Below are 23,167 nucleotides of genomic sequence, written 5' to 3' on the forward strand. Positions count from 1 at the left end.
GGGGCGGCCAGCGTCTGCCGGTAGCCCGGATATCGTTGATGTCGGTCGAAGATCCGGCTACGCCGGAAACGGGATGGCTAAGGTCCGGCCAAGTTCGCCCAGCTCGCGGGCGATGGCTTCGGGCAGGGCAATGCCGCGCTCGCGGCCCTCGCGTTCAAGCGTGTCGCCGCGCTGGCCGGGGAGCCTGGCGTCGGGGCCGCCGGCGGCGAGATAGTTGCCGGTCCACTGCGCCATGTAGTCGGCAAACAGCTCCTGGCCGGAAAACGCCTCGGGCCGCACCAGCCACACAAAGCCGCCCTGGCGTCCGACCGCGCCGCCACTGCCGACGCTGTTGCGCGCGGGGTCAAGCGAGCCTGCGGTAGCCGACAGCGCGCCGGCCAGGCATTCGACCATCATGGCGATGCCGATGCCCTTGTGGCCGCCGGTCGGCAGCAGCGAGCCGGCCAGCGCGCGCTGCGCATCGGTGGTCGGTTCGCCCTCGGCATCGAGCGCCCAGCCTTGCGGAATGGCTTTGCCTTCGCGCGCGGCGAGCAGGATGTGGCCGCGCGCGGCGACGCTGCAGGCCACGTCGAACACGATCGGCGCGTGGCCCGGCAAGGGGCAGCCGAAGGCGATCGGGTTGTGGCCGATGGCGGGACGGGCAAAGCCTTCCATGCCGAGCACCGGCGGCGTGCGCTGGCCGACGATGCAGAACGCACCGGCTTCGGCCGCGAGCAGCGCGTGGATGCCCAGTGCGCCCAGGTGGCCGCACGACTGCACGGCAACCAGCACGCTGGCGCTCGATGCCAGCGCTTCAAGGCCCAGTTGCACGGCGTGCGGCCCGGCGACCTGGCCCATGGCGCCATCAGCGTCCAGCACGATGCCGCCGGGGAACGTCCGGTGCGACATGTTGGCGCGCGGGTTGAAGTCACCGGCGCGCAGACGATCGACATAGGACGGCACGCGCGTCATGCCATGCGTCTTGTAGCCGCGCAGTTCGCTGCGCACGAGGGCGCTGGCGGCCTCGACGGCATGTTCGGGCGCCACGCCGCAAGATTCGAATACGGCAGATGTCCAGCGCTCCAGGCTTTGGGCGGTCCAGCGTGTGGTCATGAAGATTTCTCCCGTACGATCATCAGCCGCTCGGTGAACGGGGCGGCATAGACCGACTGGTAATACAGCGGCTGGTCGCGCAGCGTGTAGCCGCGCATTTCCATGATGAACGCAGGCGCTTCGGCGTCGAGTCCCAGCTCGCGCGCGGCGATGGCCGGCGGCGGGCCGAAGCGGATCCACTGGTCCACGCGCAACGTCGGCAGCGACAGGCGCTGGCCGATCAGTTCGCGCAGGTTCTTCTCCAGCGCCTCGCGGTCCAGGCCGCCCAGTTGCGCGAAGTCTTCCTCGCGCAGCCAGAACTCGCTGTACAGGTCGAAGCGGCCGCCGACATTGATCACTCGCTCGATGCGCACATAGCCGTCGCCTTCCAGGAAGTCCGACCACGGGCCCTTGCGCTTGATGCGCTTGACCGAACGCGCATGGACGTAGGACGGCAGCTCGTTGCCCTCTTCATCGCGAAAGCGCAGGTAGCGAACATCCGCTGGCGCCACGCGCGTGCCGGACACGAAGGTGCCGCGTCCCTGTTCGCGCGTGATCAGCCCCGAGTGCGTCAAACGGATCAGCGCCTTCTGGATCGTGCCGACGCTCACGCCATGGATCGCGGCCAGCTCGCCTTCCGAAGGCAGGCGGTCGCCCTCGCGCAGGTCGCCGGATTCGATGGAGCGGATGATCGCGTCGGAGACGCTGTTGAGTTTGGTCATGGTTGCTCAGAGGCTCAGTGCGAATCGACTGATCGCGGTCTCCCGGATATCGAGCACCTCGCTGGTCAGCTGCGTGCCCGATGCGACGTCCATCGCATAGGCATAGAGCTGATCGCCGAGATCGGAGATTTTTTCTCCGTGCTGGAGGATTCCGCTGACGTCGAAATCTATGTTGTCGGCCATGGTCTGCAGCGTATTGACGTTGCCGCACACCTTGACGGTCGGTGCCACCATGCTGCCGATCGGGTTGCCCACTCCGGTGCCGAAGAAGGTGAGCTGGCACCCGCCGGCAGCAAGCGCAGTCAGATTTTCCACTGCCGCGGCCGGGGCGTCCATGAAATGCAGGCCCTTCTTCTGCGGTGCCTCGCCATAGCGCAGCACGCCCACCAGCGGCGTGGTGCCGGCCTTGGCCAGGGCGCCGAGCGCTTTTTCCTCGACCGTGGTCAGGCCGCCGCGCTTGTTGTCGGGCGAGGGCTGGTCCTCGCGCATGTCGACGCCGCGCGAAATCGCCAGGTTTTCCATATTGCGCACGGCGGTGACAAAGGCCTCGCGCACGCGCCTGTCGGTGGCCCGGTCGGCGAACAGGTGATCGGCACCGATGAACTCGGAGGTCTCGGAGATGATCACCGTGCCGCCTTCGGCGATCACGAGATCGGCCATGCGGCCGATCACCGGGTTGCAGCTCAGGCCCGACGTGGTATCCGATCCGCCGCATTCCACGCCGAGCACCAGCGACGAAACCGGGCACGGCACGCGGCGCGCGCGCGAGGCCTGAATGGAAAGCCGCGTGGCCTTGCGCGTGCCTTCGGCAATGCAATCGACGGTGCCGTTGGGCTGCAGGTGGACCTGTTCCACAGGCTTGCCGCTGGCCTTGATGCGGCGCGCGACTTCCTCGGTGGAAGACGGCTCCAGGCCCACCAGCAGCACCGACGCGATGTTGGGGTTGCGGCCCAGGCCCGCCAGCGATTCGAAGGCGAAATCGAGATCGGCGCCGAACTGGCCGCGCACGAACAGCGTGGTGACTGGGATGCAGCCGCCCACGGTGCGCGCAATGGTGCGCGTCACCGGGTTGCAGTTGTCCATGACGGAGACGACGGCGACCCAGTTGCGCACGCCGACCGCGCCATTTTCGCGCGGGTAGCCGAGAAAGGTGGTTGCCATCTGTATTAGCCCTTGTGCAGGTCGCCGCGCGCACGCGCCGACTCGATGTTGTGAACGTGCATGTGTTCGCCGGCACGGATCGCGTGGCTGGCGCGGCCGATGATCTGGCCGTACTTCAGGATGTCCTGGCCTGCCGTGGTCTCGCTGACGCACACCTTGTGGCCGAACGGAACGTCCTGCAGCAGGACCAGCTGCCCGGTTCGTTCGCCTTCCAGGGCGCAGGCGTCACCGGCATGGCCGGCGTCCAGCAAGGTGGCCACGTTGTCGGCCGGGTTCAGTACGATGGCTCGGGGCATTGATTAACTCCTGTATAGGTGTTGAGATGCAATGTAGAGAATCGGCGTGGTCTTAGTCAAGGAGAAACAAGGCCATCCCCGAGAAAACCACTACTCCTCCGTAGAAGTCCTATATAGAAGTTGTTGACATCGTTCATGCGCATGTCTATCGTCATAACAACGGAGCTGCCCGGATGCGGCACCCGCTCCCAACACAAGAGGACAGGCATGAAGGTGGCATCACACCTCGTGAAAATTGCGAAGCTCCAGGCACTGCGTGAACGGCTGGATCCGCTCGAGGATTTCGAACTGTGGTTCTGGGCAGGCATGACTGCGGGCACGCATGCGGTCAACGCGGCACTGCACCAGGCCGGCATCACGCTCGACGACGATATGTTTGCGACGCAACCCGGGGTCTATCTGGTGCCGCAGCCGGACGGCAACCTGAAGGCCGCGTTCCGACCGCTGGGCGATGTGCTGCATGTCGGCCGTCCGAAGGTCGAAGCGCCGGTGCCCGCCGATATCGCGGCGATGATGGAAGACATGGAGCGGATCGAGCACTACCGCGATCCGTGCCTGCGTGAAGGCCTGGAGCCGACGCAGGCGATTGCGCAGAGCTGCGACGCGGCGCTGCGGCGATGCCTGGGCGTACTGAACCGCCGCATGGAAGGAGCCGCGCATGGACATTGAAGCGCACATGGCGATTGCGCGGCGCATCGAGGCATCGATGCAGAAGTGCGAGGCCACGGACTACGAGATGACCATCGAAGCCGCGATGCTGGCCGGCACGCACTGGCTCAATGTCCTGCTGCACAAGTGTGGCGCGACGCCGTCGACACAGGACGTGTTCCACAGCTACCTGCTGACCTTGAATGAATTCCGGCGGCTCGCGGTGGCCGCGGAAAAACCGCTTGCAGCGCTGGCAGCGATCGAGGACAGCCGCGCGCCGTTCGTACGGGGCAATCACGCCGGTGGCGAGGCCGCCGCCGAACGCGCGCTGACGCTGCTTGCGCTGATCCGGGCGTCGGCGCTCGGCGCCCCGTGAGCCACCGACAGATTCAAAGACAACGACAGAGTCAGACAAGGAGCCAACAGTGAAGGCAGTCCGCGTAGTACCAGGCCCGGAGGGCGGCAAGGTCGAAGTGCAGGATATTCCCGTACCCGTCGTGGCGGCGGGACAAGTGCTGGTGAGGGTCCGCGCATCGGGCCTGAATCGGGGGGAAATCAACCAGGCGAAAGAACTGCGTACCGGCAACACCATCACCACCGGCGTCGAGTTCGCGGGCGAGGTGGCCGAAGTTGGCGAAGGCGTGCATGGCTGGCGCAAGGGCGACCGGGTCATGGGGCACGGCAAGGGTTGCCAGGCCGAGTTTGTGATTGCCGACCCGATGGCGCTGATTGCGGTGCCGGACGGCATGTCGTGGATCGACGCCGCGGCGTTCCCCAATGTCTTCATCACCGCGCACGACGCGCTGGTGGTCAACGGGCAGCTCAAGGCGGGCGAGTCGGTGCTGATCAACGGCGCCTCGGGCGGCGTCGCGATGGCCGCGATCCAGATCGCCGCGCTGATGGGCGCGAAGCCTGTCATCGCCACGTCGCGTTCGGCGGCCAAGCTTGACAAGATCAGCCAGTACGGGGTGGACGTCGGCATCGATTCTTCGAAAGACGACCAGGTCGAAGCCGTCATGGCGGCCACCGGCAACAAGGGCGTCGACGTCATCATCGACACGGTCGGCGGCCCGGTGTTCGAGGCCAACATGAAGAGCCTGGCGGTCAAGGGGCGCTTCGTGAATATCGCGCGGCTCGGTTCGGCCACGGCGCAGATCGACCTGTCGCTGCTGTGGCTCAAGCGCCTGCAGCTGATCGGCGTGACCTTCCGCACCCGCACGGAACAGGAGCGGCTGGAGTGCATCCAGGCCTGCGCGCGCGACATGCTGCCGTTCCTGCGCGCCGGCCGCGTCAAGCTGCCGATCGACCGCACCTTTGCCATGACCGACATCGGCGCGGCCCACGCATACATGAAACAGGACCAGCACGTCGGCAAGATCGTGCTGCTGGTCGACTGAGCCATCGACAAACGAGGAGACATGATGACCATCGAAATCAAGCCGCTGACCGGCTCCGTAGGCGCCGCCATCACCGGCGTGAACCTGAACGATCCGATCAACGACGCCACGTTCCAGGTCTTGCACCAGGCCTTCCTGGAGCACGGCATGCTGGTGTTCCGCGGCCAGTTCCTGCAGCCGGCGGCACAGGTGGCGTTCGCGCGCCTGTGGGGCACGCCGGTGCAGGGCAACCCGCTGCTGAAGGGCCTGGCGGAGTTTCCGGAACTGTGCCAGGTCACCAAGATCCCGAAGGAGACCGCTTCCACCGAAGCGTGGCATTCCGATTCGATCTACACGGCCGTGCCGCCGAAGATCTCCATCCTGTCGGCGGTCACCATCCCGGTGGGCGGCGACACCATGTGGTGCAACCAGTATCTGTCGTACGACCGTCTGTCGCCGACGCTGAAGCGCCTGATTGAAGGCCTGCGCGCCACGTTCAGCGGCGGCCGCCTGGCGAAGATGACCGGCTCGGACAAGGTACCGACGGCGGTGCATCCGATCGTGCGCACGCATCCGGAAACGGGCCGCAAGGCGCTGTACGTCGGCCACCCGGATACCGCGCTGTGCATCGAAGGCATGACCGAGGCGGAAAGCCGTCCGCTGCTCGATTTCCTGTACGAGCACTCCACCACGCCGGACAACGTGTACCGCCACATGTGGCAGGAGGGCGATGTGGTGATGTGGGACAACCGCAACACCATGCACTACGCCGTGCATGACTATGGCAATGCCGAGCGCGTGCTCAACCGCGTGACGCTCGAAGGCGACGTGCCCCGCTAAGCGGCACCACCATACCGGCACCGCCCCGGCCGCTGTTGGCCGGTGGCGTGGCCCGGCGCACTGCCCCACGCAGGACGGCGCGGACCACAGGAGTGAAGCATGCAGATAGGAATCCCGACTGAGACTCGGGCGGGGGAGGCGCGCGTCGCCGCCACGCCGGAGACGGTCAAGAAATACGTCGCACAGGGCCATCAGGTAGTGGTGCAGGCGGGCGCCGGGGTGCGGGCCAGCCAGCCGGACGCCGCCTATGAGGCGGCGGGCGCGCGCATCGGCAGCGCTGGCGAGGCGCTCGGTGCGCAACTGGTGCTGAAGGTGCGCGCACCCGAGATCACCGAACTGGCGCACATGAAGCCCGGCGCCGTGCTGGTGGGCATGCTCAATCCGTTCGATGCCGAAAACAAGGCGCGCATGGCCGCCGCCGGCATCACCGCGTTCGCGCTCGAAGCCGCGCCGCGCACCACGCGCGCGCAGAGCATGGACGTGCTGTCGTCGCAGGCCAATATCGCCGGCTACAAGGCCGTGCTGATCGCCGCGCACCATTACCAGCGCTTCATGCCGATGCTGATGACCGCCGCGGGCACCGTCAAGGCGGCGCGCGTGCTGATCCTCGGCGCCGGCGTGGCTGGCCTGCAGGCCATCGCCACGGCCAAGCGCCTGGGCGCGGTGATCGAGGCGTCCGACGTGCGTCCGGCCGTGAAGGAGCAGATCGAATCGCTCGGCGGCAAGTTCCTGGACGTGCCGTTTATCACCGACGAAGAGCGCGAGATCGCGCAAGGCGTGGGGGGCTATGCCCGTCCGATGCCGTCGGACTGGATGCGCCGTCAGGCTGAACTGGTGCATGAGCGGGCGAAGCAGGCGGACATCATCATTACTACCGCACTGATCCCGGGCCGCAAGGCACCCGTGCTGCTGCAGGAAACAACCGTGCAGCAGATGAAGCCCGGCTCGGTCGTGGTCGACCTGGCCGCCGCGCAAGGCGGCAACTGTCCGCTGACCGTCGCCGACGAAGTGGTCGAGCGCCATGGCGTGACCTTCGTCGGCCACACCAACCTCGCCAGCATGGTCGCGGCAGATGCCTCGGCGCTCTATGCGCGCAACGTGCTGGATTTCCTCAAGCTTGTCATCGATAAGGAAGGACAGTTCACGCTCAACCCGGACGACGACATCGTCGCCGCCTGCCTGATGACGCGGCGGGAAGAAGAGGCATTGGCCTGTTAAGGAGAGTTCGATGGAAATGGTGAACCACACGGTGATCAACCTGATCATCTTCGTGCTGGCGATCTACGTGGGCTACCACGTGGTGTGGACGGTAACGCCCGCGCTGCATACGCCGCTGATGGCGGTAACCAACGCCATCTCGGCCATCATCATCGTCGGCGCCATGCTGGCGGCCGGCCTGACTGAAGGCGGCGTGGGCCGCACCATGGGCACCTTGGCGGTGGCACTGGCCGCCGTCAATGTGTTCGGCGGCTTCCTGGTCACGCAGCGCATGCTGGAGATGTTCCGCAAGAAGGCGCCCAAGGTGAAGGCCGAAGGCAATGCGAAGGCCCCGCATGGCGGCGGCGAACTGGTGGAGATGCCGCGATGAATGCCCTGTCCATGAATATGGTGACGCTGTTCTACCTGGGGGCGTCGGTCTGCTTCATCCAGGCGTTGAAAGGCTTGTCGCATCCGGCTTCGGCCCGCAAGGGCAACGCCTTTGGCATGATCGGCATGGCGGTGGCGGCGCTCACCACGGTGGCGCTGATCGCCAAGCTCAAGAGTGAGTTTCTTGCTGCCGACGGTGGCACGGGCGCAGGTTCCGGACTGGCGCTGATTCTCGCGGGGCTCGTTGTCGGCGGCGGCATCGGCGCCTATGTGGCAAAGAAGGTCGAGATGACCAAGATGCCCGAACTGGTGGCCGCCATGCACTCGCTGATCGGCATGGCCGCGGTGTGCATTGCCGTGGCAGCCGTCGCGGAACCTGCCGCATTTGGCATCGCAGCGGCGGGCTCGCATGAGATCCCGATGGGCAACCGTATCGAGTTATTCATCGGCTGCTTCGTCGGCGCCATCACGTTCTCCGGTTCGGTGATCGCTTTCGGCAAGCTGGCCGGGCGTTACAAGTTCCGCCTGTTCCAGGGCGCGCCGGTGGTGTTCCCGGGGCAGCACATGCTGAACCTGGCCCTGGCCGTCGCGATGGTCGGCTTCGGCATCGCGTTCTTCATGACGCAGGAGTGGATGTCGTTCCTGGTGATGCTCGCCATTGCCTTTGTGCTCGGCGTGCTGATCATCATCCCGATCGGCGGCGCCGACATGCCGGTGGTGGTGTCGATGCTGAATTCGTACTCGGGCTGGGCGGCCGCCGGGATCGGCTTCTCGCTGAACAACCCGATGCTGATCATCGCCGGCTCGCTGGTGGGTTCATCGGGTGCCATCCTCTCGTACATCATGTGCAAGGCGATGAACCGTTCGTTCTTCAACGTGATCCTGGGCGGCTTCGGCAGCGATGCGACGGCGGCCAGCGCGGCCGGCGCGCAGGCCCAGCGCAATGTGAAGTCGGGCTCGGCCGATGACGCCTCGTTCCTGATGGGCAACGCCGAGACCGTGATCATCGTGCCGGGCTACGGCCTGGCCGTGGCGCGCGCGCAGCACGCGCTCAAGGAACTGACCGAGAAGCTGACCGAGAAGGGCGTGACGGTGAAGTATGCGATCCACCCGGTGGCGGGCCGCATGCCGGGCCACATGAACGTGCTGCTGGCCGAGGCCGAGGTGCCGTACGACCAGGTCTTCGAGATGGAAGACATCAACAGCGAGTTCGGCCAGGCCGACGTGGTGCTGGTGCTGGGGGCCAACGACGTGGTGAATCCCTCGGCCAAGACCGATCCGAAGTCACCGATTGCGGGCATGCCGATCCTGGAGGCCTACAAGGCCAAGACCATCATCGTGAACAAGCGTTCGATGGCTGCCGGTTATGCCGGCCTGGATAACGAACTGTTCTACATGGACAAGACCATGATGGTGTTCGGCGACGCCAAGAAGGTGGTCGAGGACATGGTCAAGGCCGCATAAGCCGCGCCGCAAGCGACATCACAGTACACAGGAGACATGGCATGAAGCAGCACGATAGTCGCGGCCTGGAACCGTTTGCCGACCTGGAGGGCAAGGTGGCGTTGGTCACTGGCGCTTTCGGCGGCCTTGGCCTGCATTTCGCGAAGACCCTGTCGCGCGCTGGCTGCAAGGTGGCACTGGCGGGACGGCGCGTGGGCGAAGGCGAGGCGCTGCTGGCCGAACTGCGCAAGCAGGGCGGCGAGGGCTGCGTGGTCGCGCTCGACGTCAGGGACCCCACCTGGGTCGACGCGGCGTTCGAGGGCGCCAGGCGCGAGCTTGGGCCGGTGCAGATCGTCGTCAACAGCGCCGGCATCGCCACCACGGGTGCGGCCATGGAGGTCGACGAGGCGCAGTGGCAGAGCGTGATCGACACCAATCTGAACGGCGCCTGGCGCGTCGCCCAGCGCGCCGCGCGCATGATGCGCGATCACGAGACGGGCGGCAGCATCATCAACATCGCATCGATCCTGGGCCTGCGCGTGGCGCAGCAGGTGCCGGCGTACACCGCCGCCAAGGCTGGCCTGATTCATCTCACGCGTTCGCTGGCGCTCGAGTGGGCGCGCCATGGCATCCGTGTCAATGCGCTGGCGCCGGGCTATTTCGAGACCGAGATCAATCGCAGTTTCTTCGAGACCGAAAGCGGACAGGCGCTGATCCGGCGCATCCCGCAGCGCCGGCTCGGGCAGCCGCGCCAGCTCGACGGCGCGCTGCTGCTGCTGGCCTCCAATGCCTCCGACTTCATGACAGGCACGGTGTTGCCCGTCGACGGCGGTCATTCCATCAATTCGCTTTGAGGCAAGTCATGGCAGAGGCAAACGATTTCGCCGGCACGGTGCCGGTACGCGAGCAGCACCGCTTCGACCAGCCGGCGCTGGAGCGCTGGATGGCGCAGCACGTCGAGGGCTATGCCGGGCCGCTGACCATCGACCAGTTCAAGGGCGGACAATCGAACCCGACCTACCGCCTGCGCACGCCGGGGCACAGCTATGTGCTGCGGCGCAAGCCGCCCGGCGAACTGCTCAAGGGCGCCCACGCGGTGGAACGGGAAGCGCGCGTGATGGCGGCGCTGGGACAGGCGGGTTTTCCGGTGCCGCGCATCCACGGACTGTGTACCGATGATTCGGTGATCGGCAGCTGGTTCTTCGTGATGGACCTGGTCGAGGGGCGCATTTTCTGGGATGCCGGCTTTGCCGATGTGCCAAGTGCCGACCGTGCCGCGTACATGGATGCCATGAATGCGACGCTGGCCACGCTGCATACGATCGATCCGCAGTCCATTGGACTCGGCGATTACGGCAAGGCTGGCGGCTATGTGGCCCGACAGGTCGCGCGCTGGTCCGCGCAGTACCTGAGCGACGAACTTGCTGGCCGGCATCCGGCGATGGATAAGTTGGTTGAATGGCTGCCTCGGCATCTGCCTGCCACAGACGATGTTGCCATTACCCATGGCGATTTCCGTGCCGACAACCTGATCTTCCATGCTAGCGAGCCGCGCGTGCTGGCCGTGCTGGACTGGGAGTTGTCGACGCTGGGCGATCCGCTTGCCGATTTCGCTTATCACGCGATGATGTTCCGCATGCCGCCCGATATCCTGGGCGGCATCGCGGGGCGTGATCTCGCAGCGGCGGGCTTGCCTGGTGAGTCGGCCTACGTGGAGGCCTATTGCCGTCGCACGGGACGTGACGGCATCGCCGATCTCGACTTCTATATCGCCTTCAACATGTTCCGCTTCGCGTCGATCCTGCATGGCATCAAGGGGCGAGCTGCGCGCGGGACGGCATCCAGTGCGGAAGCCCATGCCATGGGCGAGCGCTTCGCGCGTGTTGCGGATCTGGCGTGGGCGCAGGCGCAACGCGTGGGCTGATCTACCATCGGTAGGACGCCTACGGCTGCGCTGCGCGCACTCAGTAAAAGACCGAGGTCAGGTCAGGGCAGGGCAGGGAAGAGACGAGAAGAGAAGAAACGGAAGCACCAGCATCTGAGCCATTGATGTCGTCCCGCCTGCCGACTAGTGAGCCGCGTAGCAGCCGAAGGCGATGATGCGATAGCGCTGGCAGTGTCGGGCCACGGACAGGTTCAGGGCTGGTTCAATCATTGTTGGAGAGCCTGCAGGCGGACGCGCACCACGCGGCAGGCAGCCGGGCACGCTCTGAAGCGAATACCCGTACAACACCCGCAGCACACTACGATCAATATTCGCCCGTTAGGGCAAGCGACGCGTTTTTTGGTTACTTTTTGTCGCTCGGACAAAAAGTGACTCGCAGGCTACGCCTGCGAAACAGCGGCGCATGTCAAGAGCGAAGACCGAGTCACAACCCCACGCCCCCGCCTCCCAACCCACAACGCCCCCCCAAAGACCAGAAAAAAATCGCCGCTTTGCGGCGGCGATGGGGAAGGGGGTTGTCAGTCAAGATGGGGGTCTCAACGACAAAAACATTATAGGCCATGTATTAAGACATTACATACAACTTTCGAGGGGTCTCCTTGGGCAACAATCAAAAAGCAACTCAATAAGGTCTGCCAAGGAACAGATAGAAGCTGTAGACCCCTGCCGTCGCCCGCCCGTATGCCAGGTAAAGCGGCCCGATCGGGCTGTCCAGTGCAAGGAAGATCGATCCTGACTTCAGGATGCCCGTTGGGCTCCCGGGCACCAGCGGACCGCCCACGTGCCCCGCTTCCAGCGACATGCCGGCATACACGCCTTCCAGCAGGGTTTGCCTGACCAGCTTGTTGTAGTAGACGATGCGCGCGAACTGCAGGTTCTCGCCAAGCAGCTGCCCCGTGCTGTAGCCCGATTGCTGCAGGAAGCCGCCCCACTGGAACAAGTCATAGCGCGGCAGCGGGTTGCTGCCGATCTTGCTGCCAGCCCGGAAGCCCAGGTTAAAGGTGTTGTTGCCAAACGAAATCGCATAGATACCGTCGATAGTGCCCTTGACATAGGTCTGGTCGGCGCCCAGCCCGGGCTGGGAAGCGAAGACCTTGAGCCACCCCGCGTAACCGCTGCGCGGGAACGACGTGCTGTCGAGCTGATCCAGGAAGACGCGGCCGGTAATGGCCCCGATCCGGATATGGCCGGGCCCCGGTGCCAATTGAGCCGGGCCGGTGCTGAGCGAGGCATCGGCCGCACCGGCCTGCACGCCGATGCGCGCTTCGCCGTATTTGGTGAACTGGCTGCCGAAGTCCAGCGACGCGGTATAGCTTCGCACATCATATTGCGCGATCCGCGTGGTGCCCTGGAAGATGTTGACGGGCCTGCGTTCGATATCGATGCGCGGCGCCACGAAGAAGTACTGCCGGATGTTCAGCGGCTGGTAGAACTCGCTGTGCAGCGCGGAAGTCTGTCCGACCTGCACGTCATTGCGCCATTCGGCGCCCAGCGAGTTGATCCACGTGCGCCGGTGGCTGGCGACGAGGTTGAAGTATGCATCGCCGCGGAAGTCCGTATTCAGGCCAAGGCCGAAGCGCAGGTAGTTCGGTCCGTAGGACTTCTCGACCGCATCGACAGTCATGATGTGCCGGCCAGGCTCTTCCAGGAAGCCATAGTTCACATGTTCAAAGTCGCCGGTCCCGAACAGGCGCCGCATGTCGAGGTCGAGCTGCGCCTGGTCGATCGGCTGCCCCGGCTTGGTTTCCATCGCCGCCGCGGCAAAGGCGGGATTGACCCGTTCCATCGGCGCAAAGCGGATTTCATCGACGGGCCGCAAGTCAGGTGGCGCCAGGTTCTGCTGGCGCGTGCGCAGTGCCGCGTGCTGCTCTGGCGGCAACGCCAGCGGCGCGAGGCGGTCCGCCACCTTGCGCGCGGCGGCTTCGCCGATGGGGATGGTGTCGGTCAGGTGGTCGAAATCGCTGGCCGAGAAATCGCCCAGCTCCGGCAGGATCAGCACATCGATCGGCTTGAGCAAGGCCAGCGAACTGCGCACATTCTGCTCGGTCAGGATGTTGAGCATCTGCCCCGTCACGCCGAGGATCGAGTTCAGCTCGTCGCGCCGCATCAGCGGCGTGCCCAGGTTCACGGCGATCACGATGTCGGCGCCCATCTTCCGCGCCACGTCCACCGGCAGGTTGTCCGTCAGTCCGCCGTCGACCAGCAGGCGCCCCTCGTACTCGGCCGGCGCGACCGCGCCCGGCACGGACATGCTGGCACGCATCACCTGCGCGAGTTCGCCGTTGCTGAACACGACCGGCGTTCCCGCGACCAGGTCGGTGGCCACGGCCCGGTAGGGGATCGGCAACTTGTCGAAGTCGCGGTAGCCCGGCACCTGGGCCAACTGGCGCAGCACCGTTTCCAGCTGCACGCCGGAGACCGCCCCCTTGGGCAGTTGGATCTTCCCGTCCTTGAGGCCGATCTCGGGCGTGAACAGGTTGGTGTAGTCGTCGAGCTTGCGGCGCACCGTCAGGTCCTGGCGCGGCGGGCGTTCCTTGAAGATCTTCGCGGTCGTCAGGCCGCCCACGAGCTTTTCCATGTCGGCCGGCGACATGCCGCTGGCATAGGCGCCGCCGACCAGCGAGCCCATGCTGGTGCCGGCGATGCAATCGACCGGCACGCGCATCGCTTCCAGGACCTTGAGCACGCCGATATGCGCCGCGCCGCGCGCACCGCCCCCCGACAGCACCAGGCAGATGCGCGGGCGGCCCAGGCCTGGGGCCGGCACCTGTGGCGGAGACGGCGGCGTGACGGCGGGCGCGGGGCCCGGCGCCGGCGTTGGCTCGCCCGCGGCCTCGGCCGCGCAGGCATTGCCCAGCCCCAGCCCCAGCAGCAGTGCGGCAGCGGGCAGCGCAGCCAACAGGGATCGCGTCGCAACGTTCATGGGACAGGTCCGCAGGCGCCGGGAGTTATGGCTCGGGTCGCCCGGCCAGGGAAGGGTGACGCTGACGGGCCGGCGATGCTTGAAGGTATCTTGGCGCAAAGCCGGCGGCACTGAGCCCGCCATCGAAACAATTCATCATGGCCCGCGGAAGCGTTCAGATCGCCGCACTGCACCACAACATGCCGGGCGCCGGGCGAGCGGAACGGCTACTATCGAAAGAACAGGCAAGGCTCTGGGGACCGCATGCACGGTTATTTTTTTTGCCAGACCGCCGCGGGGCAACTGACCCTGATTCCTCGGGAAAAAGACTGGATGCTGATGTTGGGCAATGGCGTCGTCGGACGCTATCCGGATGCCCAGGCTGCGGTGGATGCCCTTCACGAGGGCGATTTGCGGGTGCGCGGGCAGCCACTGGACGCCCGGGGCCTCGGGATTCCCAAGCGAGCGCACGACTGGCTCTACCATGTGTTGAGCCGCTGAGCGGCCCGCCGGCATGCCGGCGCCCGATGGAGGGATCCGCCATGACTGCACTGGTCGATTGGGCGCGTGAGCATACTTGTCGCCTGTTTCCGATGTCGGCGCAATACAGCCGTGGCAGCGGCAGCCAGGTGCAGGTGGTCTGGCAGGCGGAGCCGCCAGACTCCGGTGGTCGTCCGCGTCACGGCGCGGCGCTGCAGTTCGACCAGGACGTGATCGACGCGGTCTATGTGGCTGACGCGGCGGAGCTTGCGCGCATCGGCTGCAAGCTGACGGATGTGGTGTCGCGCTGGCTGGCCGGCGATGATATCGCGTGCCTGGGTGGCGACAGGCTGGTGATTCCGGTGGGGAACGGGTTGCTGAATCATTAGCGCGGCAGTGCTGGCCAAGGCACCGCGGGCTTGCTTTCCGCCCCGGGCATATACTGTCGGCAACGCCGGCGTTGCCGGCTTTGCGACTTCGAGCTGTTCCGTGTCCGACCATTCCCATCAAGACGACCCCCGTCCCCTGCCGCCCGAGCGGCCCGGCGACAACGAATGCTGTGGCTCCGGCTGCGACCCCTGCATCTTCGATTACTACTACCAGGAACTGGAGCGCTATCGCGACGAGCTGAAGGCGTGGGAGGCGCGCCACGCCGCCGCGGAGGATTCGCCCACGTGAGCGCGCTCGGCGATTTCGTGCGGCAGCATCCGCGCCTGTTCGTGCTGACGGGCGCCGGCATCAGCACCGATTCCGGCATCCCCGGCTACCGCGACGCGAACGGCCAGTGGCAGCGTTCACAGCCGATCACGCTGCAAGCCTTCCTGGGCTCGCATGCGGCACGCCAGCGCTACTGGGCGCGCAGCATGATCGGCTGGCCCGTGGCGGCTGGCGCACAGCCCAATGCCGGGCATCACGCGCTGGTGGCGCTGGCCGCGCAAGGGCATGTGACGCGGCTGGTCACGCAGAACGTGGACGGGTTGCACCAGCGTGCCGGCAGTGAAGACGTGATCGAGCTGCACGGCAGCATCGGCAGCGCGATCTGCCTGTCGTGCGGCACGCGCCATGACCGCGCTGGCGTGCAGCGCTGGCTGGCCGAGCAGAACGGCGAGATGCGCGATGTGATCGCCGAGCCCGCCGCCGATGGCGATGCCCATTTCGAATCGCCGCTGTTCGCGCATTTCCGCGTGCCGTCGTGCGAACGCTGCGACGGCCTGCTCAAGCCCGATGTGGTCTTCTTCGGCGAATCCGTGCCGCGTGATCGCGTGGATGACGCGCGCGCGGCATTGGCGCAGTCGGATGCGGTGCTTGTGGTCGGCTCGTCGCTGGTCGTGTACTCGGGCTATCGCTTCTGCGTCTGGGCCGCCCAGATGGGCAAGCCCGTGGCCGTCGTCAATCTTGGCGTGACGCGTGCCGATCCGATGCTCGCGCTCAAGGTCGAAGCGCCGTGCGCTCAGGCGTTGTCGGAACTGACGGCGCAGCTCGCTGCCGCCAGGTGATTGACCCACGCGTCTTCGGCCGCTAGCATCGTCGCATCGTTTCTTGTTCTCCAAACTTCGAGTCCCATGAACGCAGCCCGCCATCGCCACGCCCTCTCCGCCCTTGCGGCCGGCGCGCGCGCACGCGGCCTGGCTGCAATGGTCTCGGTCGCTTCCCCTCCTCCTGTCGCATCGCCACCCCCGGCGACCGCCGGCGCGCCTCCGCCGCCGGCATTGCTCGGCTGACGGGTTCTTCCCGCAGCACCTCCTGACGTCTCCGGCATCAGCATTGTTGGCGCACGATTGCGCCGATGACACGCGCGCGTGCCGGAGCCTGCCATGCATTCGACAGGTGCAACACCATGCGTATCGACAACAACCTGGCGGCACAGACCGGTGCCGCTTCCGGCCAGCGCACGCTGGCCTCGCTGGGCGCCACGCCCCTTTTCGTGCTGCTGTGGAGCAGCGGCGCCATCTTTGCCCGCTGGGCGCTTGACCATGCCACGCCGTTCGCGCTGCTGACGCTGCGCTTTGCGCTGGCGCTTGCCGTGCTGGTTGCCATCGCGCTCTCGCGCGGGCCGTTGTTGCTGCCGCCGCGCGGTGAGCGTGGCCTGGCCGCGCTAGCGGGCTCGCTGATGATTGCCGGGTATTCCATCGGCTATTTCCTGGCGCTGGAGCGCGGCCTGACGCCGGGCGTGCTGGCCACGATCCTCGGCGCGCAGCCGATGCTCACGCTGCTGCTGACCGAACGGCGCTTTGGCGCGGCGCGCCTGGCCGGACTGGCCCTTGCGCTGGCGGGCCTGGCGATGGTGGTGGCGGACAGCCTGCTGATGGCGCGGCTGTCGCCGGCCGGCGTGCTGTTCGCACTGGCCTCGCTGATGAGTGTGACAGTCGGCGCGATCGTGCAGAAGCGGCTCGCCAGTACCCCGACGCAGGTCCTGCCGCTGCAGTACGGCGTCAGCACCCTGGCGTGCCTGCTATGCCTGACGTTCCAGCCGTTTGCCTTCGATGTCACGCCGGCGTTCTTCGTGCCGCTGCTGTGGCTGGCGCTGGTGATTTCCGTGGCTGCGACGCTGCTGTTCTACCGGCTGATCCGCGCCGGCAACCTGGTCAACGTGACGAGCCTGTTCTACCTCGTGCCGGCGGGCACGGCCGTGTTCGACTACTTGCTGCTCGGCAACCGGCTGGCGCCGATGGCGATCGCCGGGATGGGGGCCATCCTGGCAGGACTCGCGCTTGTGTTCCGGCGCAGGCCGGAACACTGAACTTGCTGGCCGGCTGGTCCTATCGATCCTTGACCTCGACGCGGATGCCGTCAGGCTCCACCTTGATCGCGCCCGGTTCGACTTCCTTGCCGCCGAAGCGCAATTCGTCCGGCCTGAACGTGTAGATCGGGTAATCCTTCAGCAACTGCTGGGCGACCACGGCGCCAATGGCATTGAGCTGCTCTTTGTACAGCGCCATGCCTTGCACCTGCACGTCCTGCACCGTGGGGTTGTCCAGCAGCACGGCGCGCTGGGTCCTGTCGTAGCGCAGGCCGCTGTTCAGCGAGAGCGTGCCGTTGACCGGCGGCGACGCGGCCAGCCCATTGGTGAGCTGGGCATCCATCTGCGTGGTGATGCGGTTATTGGCGTCGTCCAGCACCAGGCGCGGGTGGGTGAGCTGCACGCTGACCACCTGCGCGTAGTGCAGCGTGGCCGGAAAGCGCTTGTCCACGGCCTGCTGCAACTCCTGCCTGGTGAAGGTGTAATCGCCGGTCCAGATGTTGTAGCCGGCGTGGGCGGCGGTGGCCATGGCAAGGGTCGCCGCGGCGAGCATCAAATGTCGGGGATGAAGGCGTCGATGAAGGCGCATGTGGCGATGGGCGCGCATTGGCGCAACGTTGTCTGCAGGTGCCTGTCAGACACGGATCGGCACGGCAACGTTCCGGCGCATGGGCAATGCCGCCGCCGTGTCACGGCATCGGCTTCAGTAGTGCGGGGGGATTTCGTGCTGCGGGTTGGACTCGGCCGCCGTCGACGCGGCAGTGTGCACCTGCTGGTAGAGCGCGCGGAACTGCTCCTGGAGCAGGTCCAGCTGTTGCTGCTGGCGCGCGACGGTCAGGTTCAGCGTTTCGAGCAGGTCTTCCTGGAAGGCGAGCTTGATTTCCAGTTCTATGAGGTGGTCATCCATGGGCGTGCGTCTTCGGCTTCATTTCCGGCTTCATTTCCGGCTTCATCTCCGGCAAGGGCGCCGAGCCGCGCATTGTAAGCGAGGCCGGGCGCCAGGTCGTGCCGGATCTATCCGCCGGCTGACGCCTTAGTGATGCGCCGCAGGCTTGATCAGCATCCACAGCACGCCGAAGCGGTCAGTCACCATGCCGAATTTCTCGGCGAAGAAGGTCTGGGTAAGCGGCATCATGACCTGGCCGCCATCGGTCAGGCCGTTGAACGCCTTTTCCAGGGCGGATGCATCGTCGTAGGTGATCGACAGGGCCACGCCCTCGAAATTCGGCTTCCCGCTGCAGCGGCCGTCGGACACCATGATGCGGCTGTCGCCGATGGTGAACTCGGCGTGCATGACCTTGTCATCCATGGCCGCCGTGGGGCCGCAGCCTTCGCCGGCGCCGGCCTTGTCTTTGTCGGGGTTGTCCTTGAACCGCATCAGCATGCCGGGCTGGGCGCCGATCGTCTTCTTGTAGAACTCCAGTGCTTCCTCGCAACGGCCTTCGAAGAACAGATAAGGCTGGACTAGCATGGACATCTCCTGGTGTGGCGGTCCTGGCGGACAGCCTTGGAAATCAGTCTGGAACAGTCTGGCACCGGGCCCGCGGCCCGATCGGGAGCGACGACATTGCGTTTGTGTACGCCGTCCACAATACCTTAGCAAAGAAAGTGGACGACGTCCACGTCGCCTTGCCGAGGGCCGTGCGCCGCAGGCCGCCGTCGGTGCCATGGCATAGAATGGCCGCGCCGCCTGGCTCTCGCATTCCAATCTGGCACGGCGGGCACCAACCGACAAATGGGGTTGCATTGCGTTACGAACTCACGGACCTGCGCCTGTTTCAGGCGATTGCCGATGCACAAAGCCTGTCCGGCGGTGCGTCCGCCACGCACATCACGGCCTCGGCCGCGAGTTACCGGCTGAAGAACCTGGAACATGCGATGGGGACGCCGTTGTTCGTGCGCAATGCGCGCGGCATGGAGCTGACCCCGGCGGGCGAGACGCTGCTGGTGCACGTGCGTGAACTGCTGCTCGGCGTGGAGCGCATGCATGGCGAGGTCGGGCGATTTTCCGCCGGCCTCAAGGGCCACATCCGCCTGCTGGCCAACAGCAGTTCGCTCAATGGTTTCATCATCCCGAGCGTAAGCCGCTTCCTGGCGGCGAACCCGGACGTGAATATCGACCTGGAGGAACGCGCGAGCCAGTCCATCCTGACGGCGGTGGCCGCGCACGAAGCGGACGTCGGCATTCTTGCCGGCGACTTCGACACGACTGGCGTGCGCTCGGTCCGCTATGCCGTCGACGAGCTGATCCTGGCCGTAGCCGCGGACCATCCGCTCGCGCGCGAGGCGGAGGTGCGCTTCGGCGCGTCGCTGGCGTTCGACTTCGTCTGCATGAGCCGCACCAGCAGCAACTTCCTGTTCCTGCGCGACATGGCGCAGCGCGCGGGCAAGAGCCCGAACGTGCGGCTGCATGCGCACAGTTTCGACGCGGTGCTGTCGCTGGCGGAGGCGGGTGTCGGGGTGGCGCTGGTGCCGCGCAGTGTCGCGGCGGCGGCGTTGCGCGACGCGCGCGTGGTGGGCGTGCGGCTGGCCGAGCCGTGGGCGCTGCGCGAACTGAACCTGATCGTGCGCGCCGATGGCAAGCTGCCCGGGTTTGCCGCCGCATTCGTGCAGTTCCTGCTCAACGATCCGCGCGTGGCGGCCACGCGCGAAGGCGGTGCGGTCGCGGTGACCGCACCGTAACGTAACGTTAAGGCTGCGCGGCTTACCGCTTGCGGTTGAGGAACGTCGCCATGTGATGCTGCGGCTCGCCGGTATCGAACGCGCGGCCGAACTCCGTCACGCTGTTGTTGATCGAGACATCGAGCGGTGCTTCCTCCCATTCGCGCAGCAGGCGCTTCTGCTGGCGCACCACCTGCGGGCCAAAGCCGGCGAACAGCGCCGCGACGCGCTCGACTTCCGCGTCGAGTTCGGCCAGCGGCACCACGCGATTCACCAGGCCCCACGACAGCGCTTCTTCCGCGCCGCACAGTTCGCCCGTCAGCAGCATCCAGTTGGCGCGGGCGTTGCCGACCAGCCGCGGCATCAGCGCGGCGTGGATCACCGACGGAATGCCGACCTTGACCTCGGGCATGCCGAGTTGGGCGTTATCCGCCGCGATGCGCAGATCGCAGGCCAGCGCCAGTTCCAGCCCGCCGCCCAGGCACCAGCCCGGCATGCGCGCGATCACGGGTGCCGGGAAATGCCGCAGCGCGTCGCACAGGCCGCGCAGGCCGCTGATGAAGACCTCGGCGCTAGCGCGCGTCAGCGCCGCCATTTCCTTGATGTCGGCGCCGCCGATAAAGCCCTTCTCGCCCGCGCCGCGCACCACCAGCACGCGCACGGCGTCGTTGGCGGCCAGCGCGCCGATCGCGCGGGTCAGGTCCGCGATCACCGGCGTGCCGAGGATATTCAGCGAGCCCGCTTCACGGATGGTCAGCGTGGCAACGCCCCGTTCGTCGATCTCGACACCGGCGTGCGTAAGAGATGCCGGGGAAGCGTGGGATGCTTGTTCGCTCATGATGATGCGTTCCTTATTGCAGCTTGGTGAAGTGGATGTCCTCGACCACCTTCTTCCAGTGCGCGTTCTGCGTGCGGATCAGGTCGGCGAAGGCCTTGCGCGAGGTCCATGCCGGAATCGCGCCCTGCTTCTCGATGGCGCTGATCACTTCCGGCTCGGCCAGCACCTGGCGCACGGCATCGTTGAGCTTGTCTAGGATCGGGGCCGGCGTGCCCGCGGGCGCGCCGAGGCCAAACCACGACGGGTTGTTCATGGCGCCCAGGCCTGCTTCGGCATAGGTCGGCACGTTCGGCAGCACCTTCAGCCGATGCTTCGCCGCCACGGCCAGCGGCTTGAGCTTGCCGCCCTGGATCAGTCCGGACGAGGACGGGATATTGTCGAACACAACCTGGATCTGGCCCGCCACCGCATCATTGAGCGCCGGGCCCAGGCCCTTGTACGGCACGTGCAGCATGCGCGTGCCGGTCTCGTTCATGAACAGTTCGCCGTTCATGTGGCTCAGGCCGCCGTTGCCGGACGAGCCGAACGAATACTTGCCCGCGTTGGCCTTCAGCAGCTTGATGAAAGCCGCCAGGTCGGCGGCCGGGAACGCCGGGTTCACGACCAGCACGTTGGGCACGTCGGCCAGGTTGCTGATCGGCGCGAAGTCCTTCACCGGGTCATAGGCGGTCTTCAGGTACACGTTGGGGTTCACCGCGTGCGAGCTCTCGACCTCCATCACCAGCGTGTAGCCATCGGGCGATTGCTTGGCCGCGTAGGCACTGCCCACCGCGCCGCCGGCGCCCGGCCGGTTTTCCACGACCACGGGCTGGCCGATCACCGGGCCCAGCCGCGTGCCGACGATGCGCGCGATGATGTCGGTGGTGCCGCCGGCCGCGTAGGGCACGATCAGCTTGATCGGGCGGTCCGGCCAGGCGGCCTGCGCGGTGCCAGCGAAGCCAAGGCCGGCCAACAGGGCGACGGCGGTAAGGGTGGTTTTCATGGGATGTCTCCGTGTCAGGGGTATCGGTTCTGTATTGCGGCGATGGCGTCAGGCCGCCGCGGTGTGTTCGCCCAGCAGGGGTGGCGGCTGCAGCGGTCCGCTCTGGCCGGCCAGCATCGGGTTGCGCACCATCGGCACGGTGCCCATCACCGGGTGCTCGGCCATTTGCTGCAGCCCGCGGTGGCGCACCTGCGGATGCGCGAACACCTCTTCCATCGTGTGGATCGGGCCCCATGGCACGCCGGCGGCGTCGAATGCCTCGGTCCATGCGGTGCGCGTGCGCGTCGGGAAGATTCCCGTCAGCAATGCGCGCAGTAGCGGCAGATGCTCGATGCGAGCGGAATTGGTGGTGTAGCGCGCATCGTGTGCCAGCTCCGGCATGCCGGCCACCGTGCAGAAGCGGGCGAACTGGCCATCGTTGCCGATGGCGAGGATCAGGTAGCCATCGGCGCAGCGGAACACTTCATACGGCGCGCAATTGGGATGCGCATTGCCCGTGCGCTGCGGGTTCTGGCCGGACACCAGGTAGTTCGCCCCCTGGTTGGCGTTGAGCGCCACCGCCACGTCGAGCAGCGCGATGTCCAGGTGCTGGCCGGCGCCGGTGGCCTGGCGCTGGTACAGCGCCGCCAGCACGGCGGAGGTCGCGTACATGCCGGTGCTCAGGTCCACCACCGCCACGCCCGTGCGCAGCGGGCCGGCGCCCGGGCTGCCGTCGGGCTGGCCGGTATAGCTCATGAGCCCGCCCATGCCCTGGAACACGTAGTCGTAGCCGGGCTTGTCGGCCATCGGGCCATCCTGGCCAAAGCCGGTGATCGACAGGTAGACCAGCCGCGGGTTGATCGCCCGGAGGCTGTCGTAGTCCAGCCCGTAGCGCCGCAACGTGCCGACCTTGTAGTTCTCCACCAGCACGTCGGCCTGGCGCGCCAGTTCGCGCACGTGCGCGGCGCCTTCGGGCGTGCTGTAGTCGATCGCCACCGAGCGCTTGCCGCGGTTGCAGCTGATGAAATACGCGGACAGCCGCGTGTCGCTGCCGTCGGCCGCCTGCAGGTAGGGCGGGCCCCAGCCGCGCGTATCGTCGCCGCGCTCAGGGTGTTCGACCTTGGTCACCTCGGCACCAAGGTCGGCCAGGTTCTGGGTGCACCAGGGACCGGCCAGGATGCGCGACAGGTCCAGGACCCGGACGCCTTCAAGGGCGCGTTCAAGCATGACAACTCCGCATTCGCCAGACAATGCGGCGCAGTATAGGGAGGGGTCCCGGGCCCGATCCAGTCGAGAGTTTTCAACGGCGCGTTCGCCAGTTTTGAACGCTTCGGCATGGCCTTTCCGGACGCCGGGTTTGGCGTCAGCCCGCTGCCGTGTCACAATTCGCCTTTGGACGCGAGCGGCACCTGACCCGGCACGCGACTCGGCCGGCCGCAGTCCCCGTGGTTCCGGCCGCGGCCGAAAGCCGCTCCAAGAGCCGACAAATTCACATA

26 protein-coding genes are annotated in these 23,167 nt (G+C 66.4%); 15 read left to right on the plus strand and 11 right to left on the minus strand.

The window, feature by feature from the left end; all coding sequences use genetic code 11:
* Positions 1-57: 57 nt before the first annotated feature.
* Genes ACIGJB_RS29260 through ACIGJB_RS29275 form a run of 4 tightly spaced genes read right to left on the minus strand, consistent with a single transcriptional unit; the run spans position 58 to position 3,250 of the window.
* A complete protein-coding gene (locus ACIGJB_RS29260) occupies positions 58-1,092 on the minus strand; it encodes an Ldh family oxidoreductase (RefSeq protein ID WP_483733417.1) in 1,035 nt (344 codons plus the stop codon).
* Positions 1,089-1,793 (minus strand): GntR family transcriptional regulator, encoded by a 705-nt coding sequence (locus tag ACIGJB_RS29265; RefSeq protein WP_483733418.1) that lies wholly within the window; start codon positions 1,791-1,793, stop codon positions 1,089-1,091. The genes ACIGJB_RS29260 and ACIGJB_RS29265 overlap by 4 nt, the downstream gene beginning before the upstream one ends.
* A 6-nt stretch (positions 1,794-1,799) precedes the next feature.
* On the minus strand, positions 1,800-2,954 hold the full coding sequence (locus ACIGJB_RS29270; RefSeq protein WP_483733419.1) for a UxaA family hydrolase: 1,155 nt from the start codon (positions 2,952-2,954) through the stop codon (positions 1,800-1,802).
* Between the two features lie 5 nt (positions 2,955-2,959).
* Positions 2,960-3,250, minus strand: coding sequence for a UxaA family hydrolase (locus ACIGJB_RS29275; protein ID WP_483733420.1), 291 nt, complete (start codon positions 3,248-3,250; stop codon positions 2,960-2,962).
* Between the two features lie 207 nt (positions 3,251-3,457).
* Between ACIGJB_RS29275 and ACIGJB_RS29280 the strand changes: the two genes are divergently transcribed.
* The 9 genes from ACIGJB_RS29280 to ACIGJB_RS29320 all read left to right on the plus strand — a co-directional run bounded on the left by ACIGJB_RS29280 (position 3,458) and on the right by ACIGJB_RS29320 (position 11,068).
* Positions 3,458-3,919 (plus strand): hypothetical protein, encoded by a 462-nt coding sequence (locus tag ACIGJB_RS29280; RefSeq protein ID WP_483733421.1) that lies wholly within the window; start codon positions 3,458-3,460, stop codon positions 3,917-3,919.
* On the plus strand, positions 3,909-4,274 hold the full coding sequence (locus tag ACIGJB_RS29285) for a hypothetical protein (protein WP_483733422.1): 366 nt from the start codon (positions 3,909-3,911) through the stop codon (positions 4,272-4,274). Before ACIGJB_RS29280 ends, ACIGJB_RS29285 begins: the two co-directional genes overlap by 11 nt.
* A 49-nt stretch (positions 4,275-4,323) precedes the next feature.
* Positions 4,324-5,295: a zinc-binding dehydrogenase gene (locus ACIGJB_RS29290; protein WP_483733423.1), complete on the plus strand. Its 972-nt coding sequence runs from the start codon at positions 4,324-4,326 to the stop codon at positions 5,293-5,295.
* 24 nt (positions 5,296-5,319) lie between these two features.
* Positions 5,320-6,114: a TauD/TfdA dioxygenase family protein gene (locus ACIGJB_RS29295; protein WP_483734698.1), complete on the plus strand. Its 795-nt coding sequence runs from the start codon at positions 5,320-5,322 to the stop codon at positions 6,112-6,114.
* 99 nt (positions 6,115-6,213) lie between these two features.
* The gene (locus tag ACIGJB_RS29300) at positions 6,214-7,332 is read left to right on the plus strand and encodes a Re/Si-specific NAD(P)(+) transhydrogenase subunit alpha (RefSeq protein ID WP_483733424.1); all 1,119 of its coding nucleotides are present in this window, start codon (positions 6,214-6,216) and stop codon (positions 7,330-7,332) included.
* Positions 7,333-7,342: 10 nt separating this feature from the next.
* Positions 7,343-7,702 carry an NAD(P) transhydrogenase subunit alpha part 2 gene (locus ACIGJB_RS29305; RefSeq protein WP_483733425.1) on the plus strand — a complete coding sequence of 120 codons (360 nt, stop codon included), beginning with the start codon at positions 7,343-7,345 and terminating at the stop codon, positions 7,700-7,702.
* Positions 7,699-9,165 carry an NAD(P)(+) transhydrogenase (Re/Si-specific) subunit beta gene (locus ACIGJB_RS29310; protein ID WP_483733426.1) on the plus strand — a complete coding sequence of 489 codons (1,467 nt, stop codon included), beginning with the start codon at positions 7,699-7,701 and terminating at the stop codon, positions 9,163-9,165. The genes ACIGJB_RS29305 and ACIGJB_RS29310 overlap by 4 nt, the downstream gene beginning before the upstream one ends.
* 41 nt (positions 9,166-9,206) lie before the next feature.
* Positions 9,207-9,998, plus strand: a complete 792-nt coding sequence (locus tag ACIGJB_RS29315) for an SDR family NAD(P)-dependent oxidoreductase (protein WP_483733427.1) — start codon at positions 9,207-9,209, stop codon at positions 9,996-9,998.
* An 8-nt stretch (positions 9,999-10,006) separates the two neighbouring features.
* On the plus strand, positions 10,007-11,068 hold the full coding sequence (locus ACIGJB_RS29320; RefSeq protein ID WP_483733428.1) for a phosphotransferase: 1,062 nt from the start codon (positions 10,007-10,009) through the stop codon (positions 11,066-11,068).
* 643 nt (positions 11,069-11,711) lie between these two features.
* Here the strand turns inward: ACIGJB_RS29320 and ACIGJB_RS29325 are convergent.
* Complete coding sequence (locus ACIGJB_RS29325; RefSeq protein WP_483733429.1) at positions 11,712-14,012, minus strand: patatin-like phospholipase family protein; 2,301 nt, start codon at positions 14,010-14,012, stop codon at positions 11,712-11,714.
* 243 nt (positions 14,013-14,255) lie between these two features.
* Here ACIGJB_RS29325 and ACIGJB_RS29330 point away from each other — a divergent pair, with 243 nt between their 5' ends.
* The 5 genes from ACIGJB_RS29330 to ACIGJB_RS29350 all read left to right on the plus strand — a co-directional run bounded on the left by ACIGJB_RS29330 (position 14,256) and on the right by ACIGJB_RS29350 (position 17,211).
* On the plus strand, positions 14,256-14,492 hold the full coding sequence (locus ACIGJB_RS29330; protein ID WP_483733430.1) for a hypothetical protein: 237 nt from the start codon (positions 14,256-14,258) through the stop codon (positions 14,490-14,492).
* Positions 14,493-14,533: 41 nt separating this feature from the next.
* Positions 14,534-14,860 carry a hypothetical protein gene (locus tag ACIGJB_RS29335; RefSeq protein ID WP_483733431.1) on the plus strand — a complete coding sequence of 109 codons (327 nt, stop codon included), beginning with the start codon at positions 14,534-14,536 and terminating at the stop codon, positions 14,858-14,860.
* A 100-nt stretch (positions 14,861-14,960) separates the two neighbouring features.
* Positions 14,961-15,149, plus strand: a complete 189-nt coding sequence (locus ACIGJB_RS29340; RefSeq protein ID WP_483733432.1) for an oxidoreductase-like domain-containing protein — start codon at positions 14,961-14,963, stop codon at positions 15,147-15,149.
* Positions 15,146-15,967 carry an NAD-dependent protein deacetylase gene (locus tag ACIGJB_RS29345; RefSeq protein WP_483733433.1) on the plus strand — a complete coding sequence of 274 codons (822 nt, stop codon included), beginning with the start codon at positions 15,146-15,148 and terminating at the stop codon, positions 15,965-15,967. The genes ACIGJB_RS29340 and ACIGJB_RS29345 overlap by 4 nt, the downstream gene beginning before the upstream one ends.
* A gap of 341 nt (positions 15,968-16,308) precedes the next feature.
* Positions 16,309-17,211, plus strand: coding sequence for a DMT family transporter (locus ACIGJB_RS29350; protein ID WP_483733434.1), 903 nt, complete (start codon positions 16,309-16,311; stop codon positions 17,209-17,211).
* Positions 17,212-17,230: 19 nt separating this feature from the next.
* Here the strand turns inward: ACIGJB_RS29350 and ACIGJB_RS29355 are convergent, their stop codons facing one another.
* From ACIGJB_RS29355 to ACIGJB_RS29365, 3 genes are all read right to left on the minus strand, one after another.
* Positions 17,231-17,818 carry a DUF1439 domain-containing protein gene (locus ACIGJB_RS29355; protein WP_483733435.1) on the minus strand — a complete coding sequence of 196 codons (588 nt, stop codon included), beginning with the start codon at positions 17,816-17,818 and terminating at the stop codon, positions 17,231-17,233.
* Between the two features lie 96 nt (positions 17,819-17,914).
* Positions 17,915-18,118, minus strand: coding sequence for a SlyX family protein (locus tag ACIGJB_RS29360; protein WP_483733436.1), 204 nt, complete (start codon positions 18,116-18,118; stop codon positions 17,915-17,917).
* A gap of 126 nt (positions 18,119-18,244) precedes the next feature.
* On the minus strand, positions 18,245-18,682 hold the full coding sequence (locus tag ACIGJB_RS29365) for a VOC family protein (RefSeq protein ID WP_483733437.1): 438 nt from the start codon (positions 18,680-18,682) through the stop codon (positions 18,245-18,247).
* A 275-nt stretch (positions 18,683-18,957) separates the two neighbouring features.
* On the opposite strand from ACIGJB_RS29365, the gene ACIGJB_RS29370 reads away from it, so the two are divergent.
* The gene (locus ACIGJB_RS29370) at positions 18,958-19,893 is read left to right on the plus strand and encodes a LysR family transcriptional regulator (protein ID WP_483733438.1); all 936 of its coding nucleotides are present in this window, start codon (positions 18,958-18,960) and stop codon (positions 19,891-19,893) included.
* A 22-nt stretch (positions 19,894-19,915) separates the two neighbouring features.
* On the opposite strand, the gene ACIGJB_RS29375 is transcribed toward ACIGJB_RS29370, so the two are convergent.
* The 3 genes from ACIGJB_RS29375 to ACIGJB_RS29385 are packed head-to-tail and all read right to left on the minus strand — an operon-like array spanning position 19,916 to position 22,898.
* Entirely contained in the window at positions 19,916-20,710 is a 795-nt protein-coding gene (locus ACIGJB_RS29375) for an enoyl-CoA hydratase (RefSeq protein ID WP_483733439.1), read from the minus strand.
* Positions 20,711-20,723: 13 nt separating this feature from the next.
* Positions 20,724-21,692 carry a Bug family tripartite tricarboxylate transporter substrate binding protein gene (locus tag ACIGJB_RS29380; protein ID WP_483733440.1) on the minus strand — a complete coding sequence of 323 codons (969 nt, stop codon included), beginning with the start codon at positions 21,690-21,692 and terminating at the stop codon, positions 20,724-20,726.
* A gap of 48 nt (positions 21,693-21,740) precedes the next feature.
* Positions 21,741-22,898 carry a CaiB/BaiF CoA transferase family protein gene (locus ACIGJB_RS29385; protein ID WP_483733441.1) on the minus strand — a complete coding sequence of 386 codons (1,158 nt, stop codon included), beginning with the start codon at positions 22,896-22,898 and terminating at the stop codon, positions 21,741-21,743.
* Positions 22,899-23,167: the final 269 nt, after the last annotated feature.

Source organism: Cupriavidus sp. C2SS-8b (assembly GCF_057073745.1).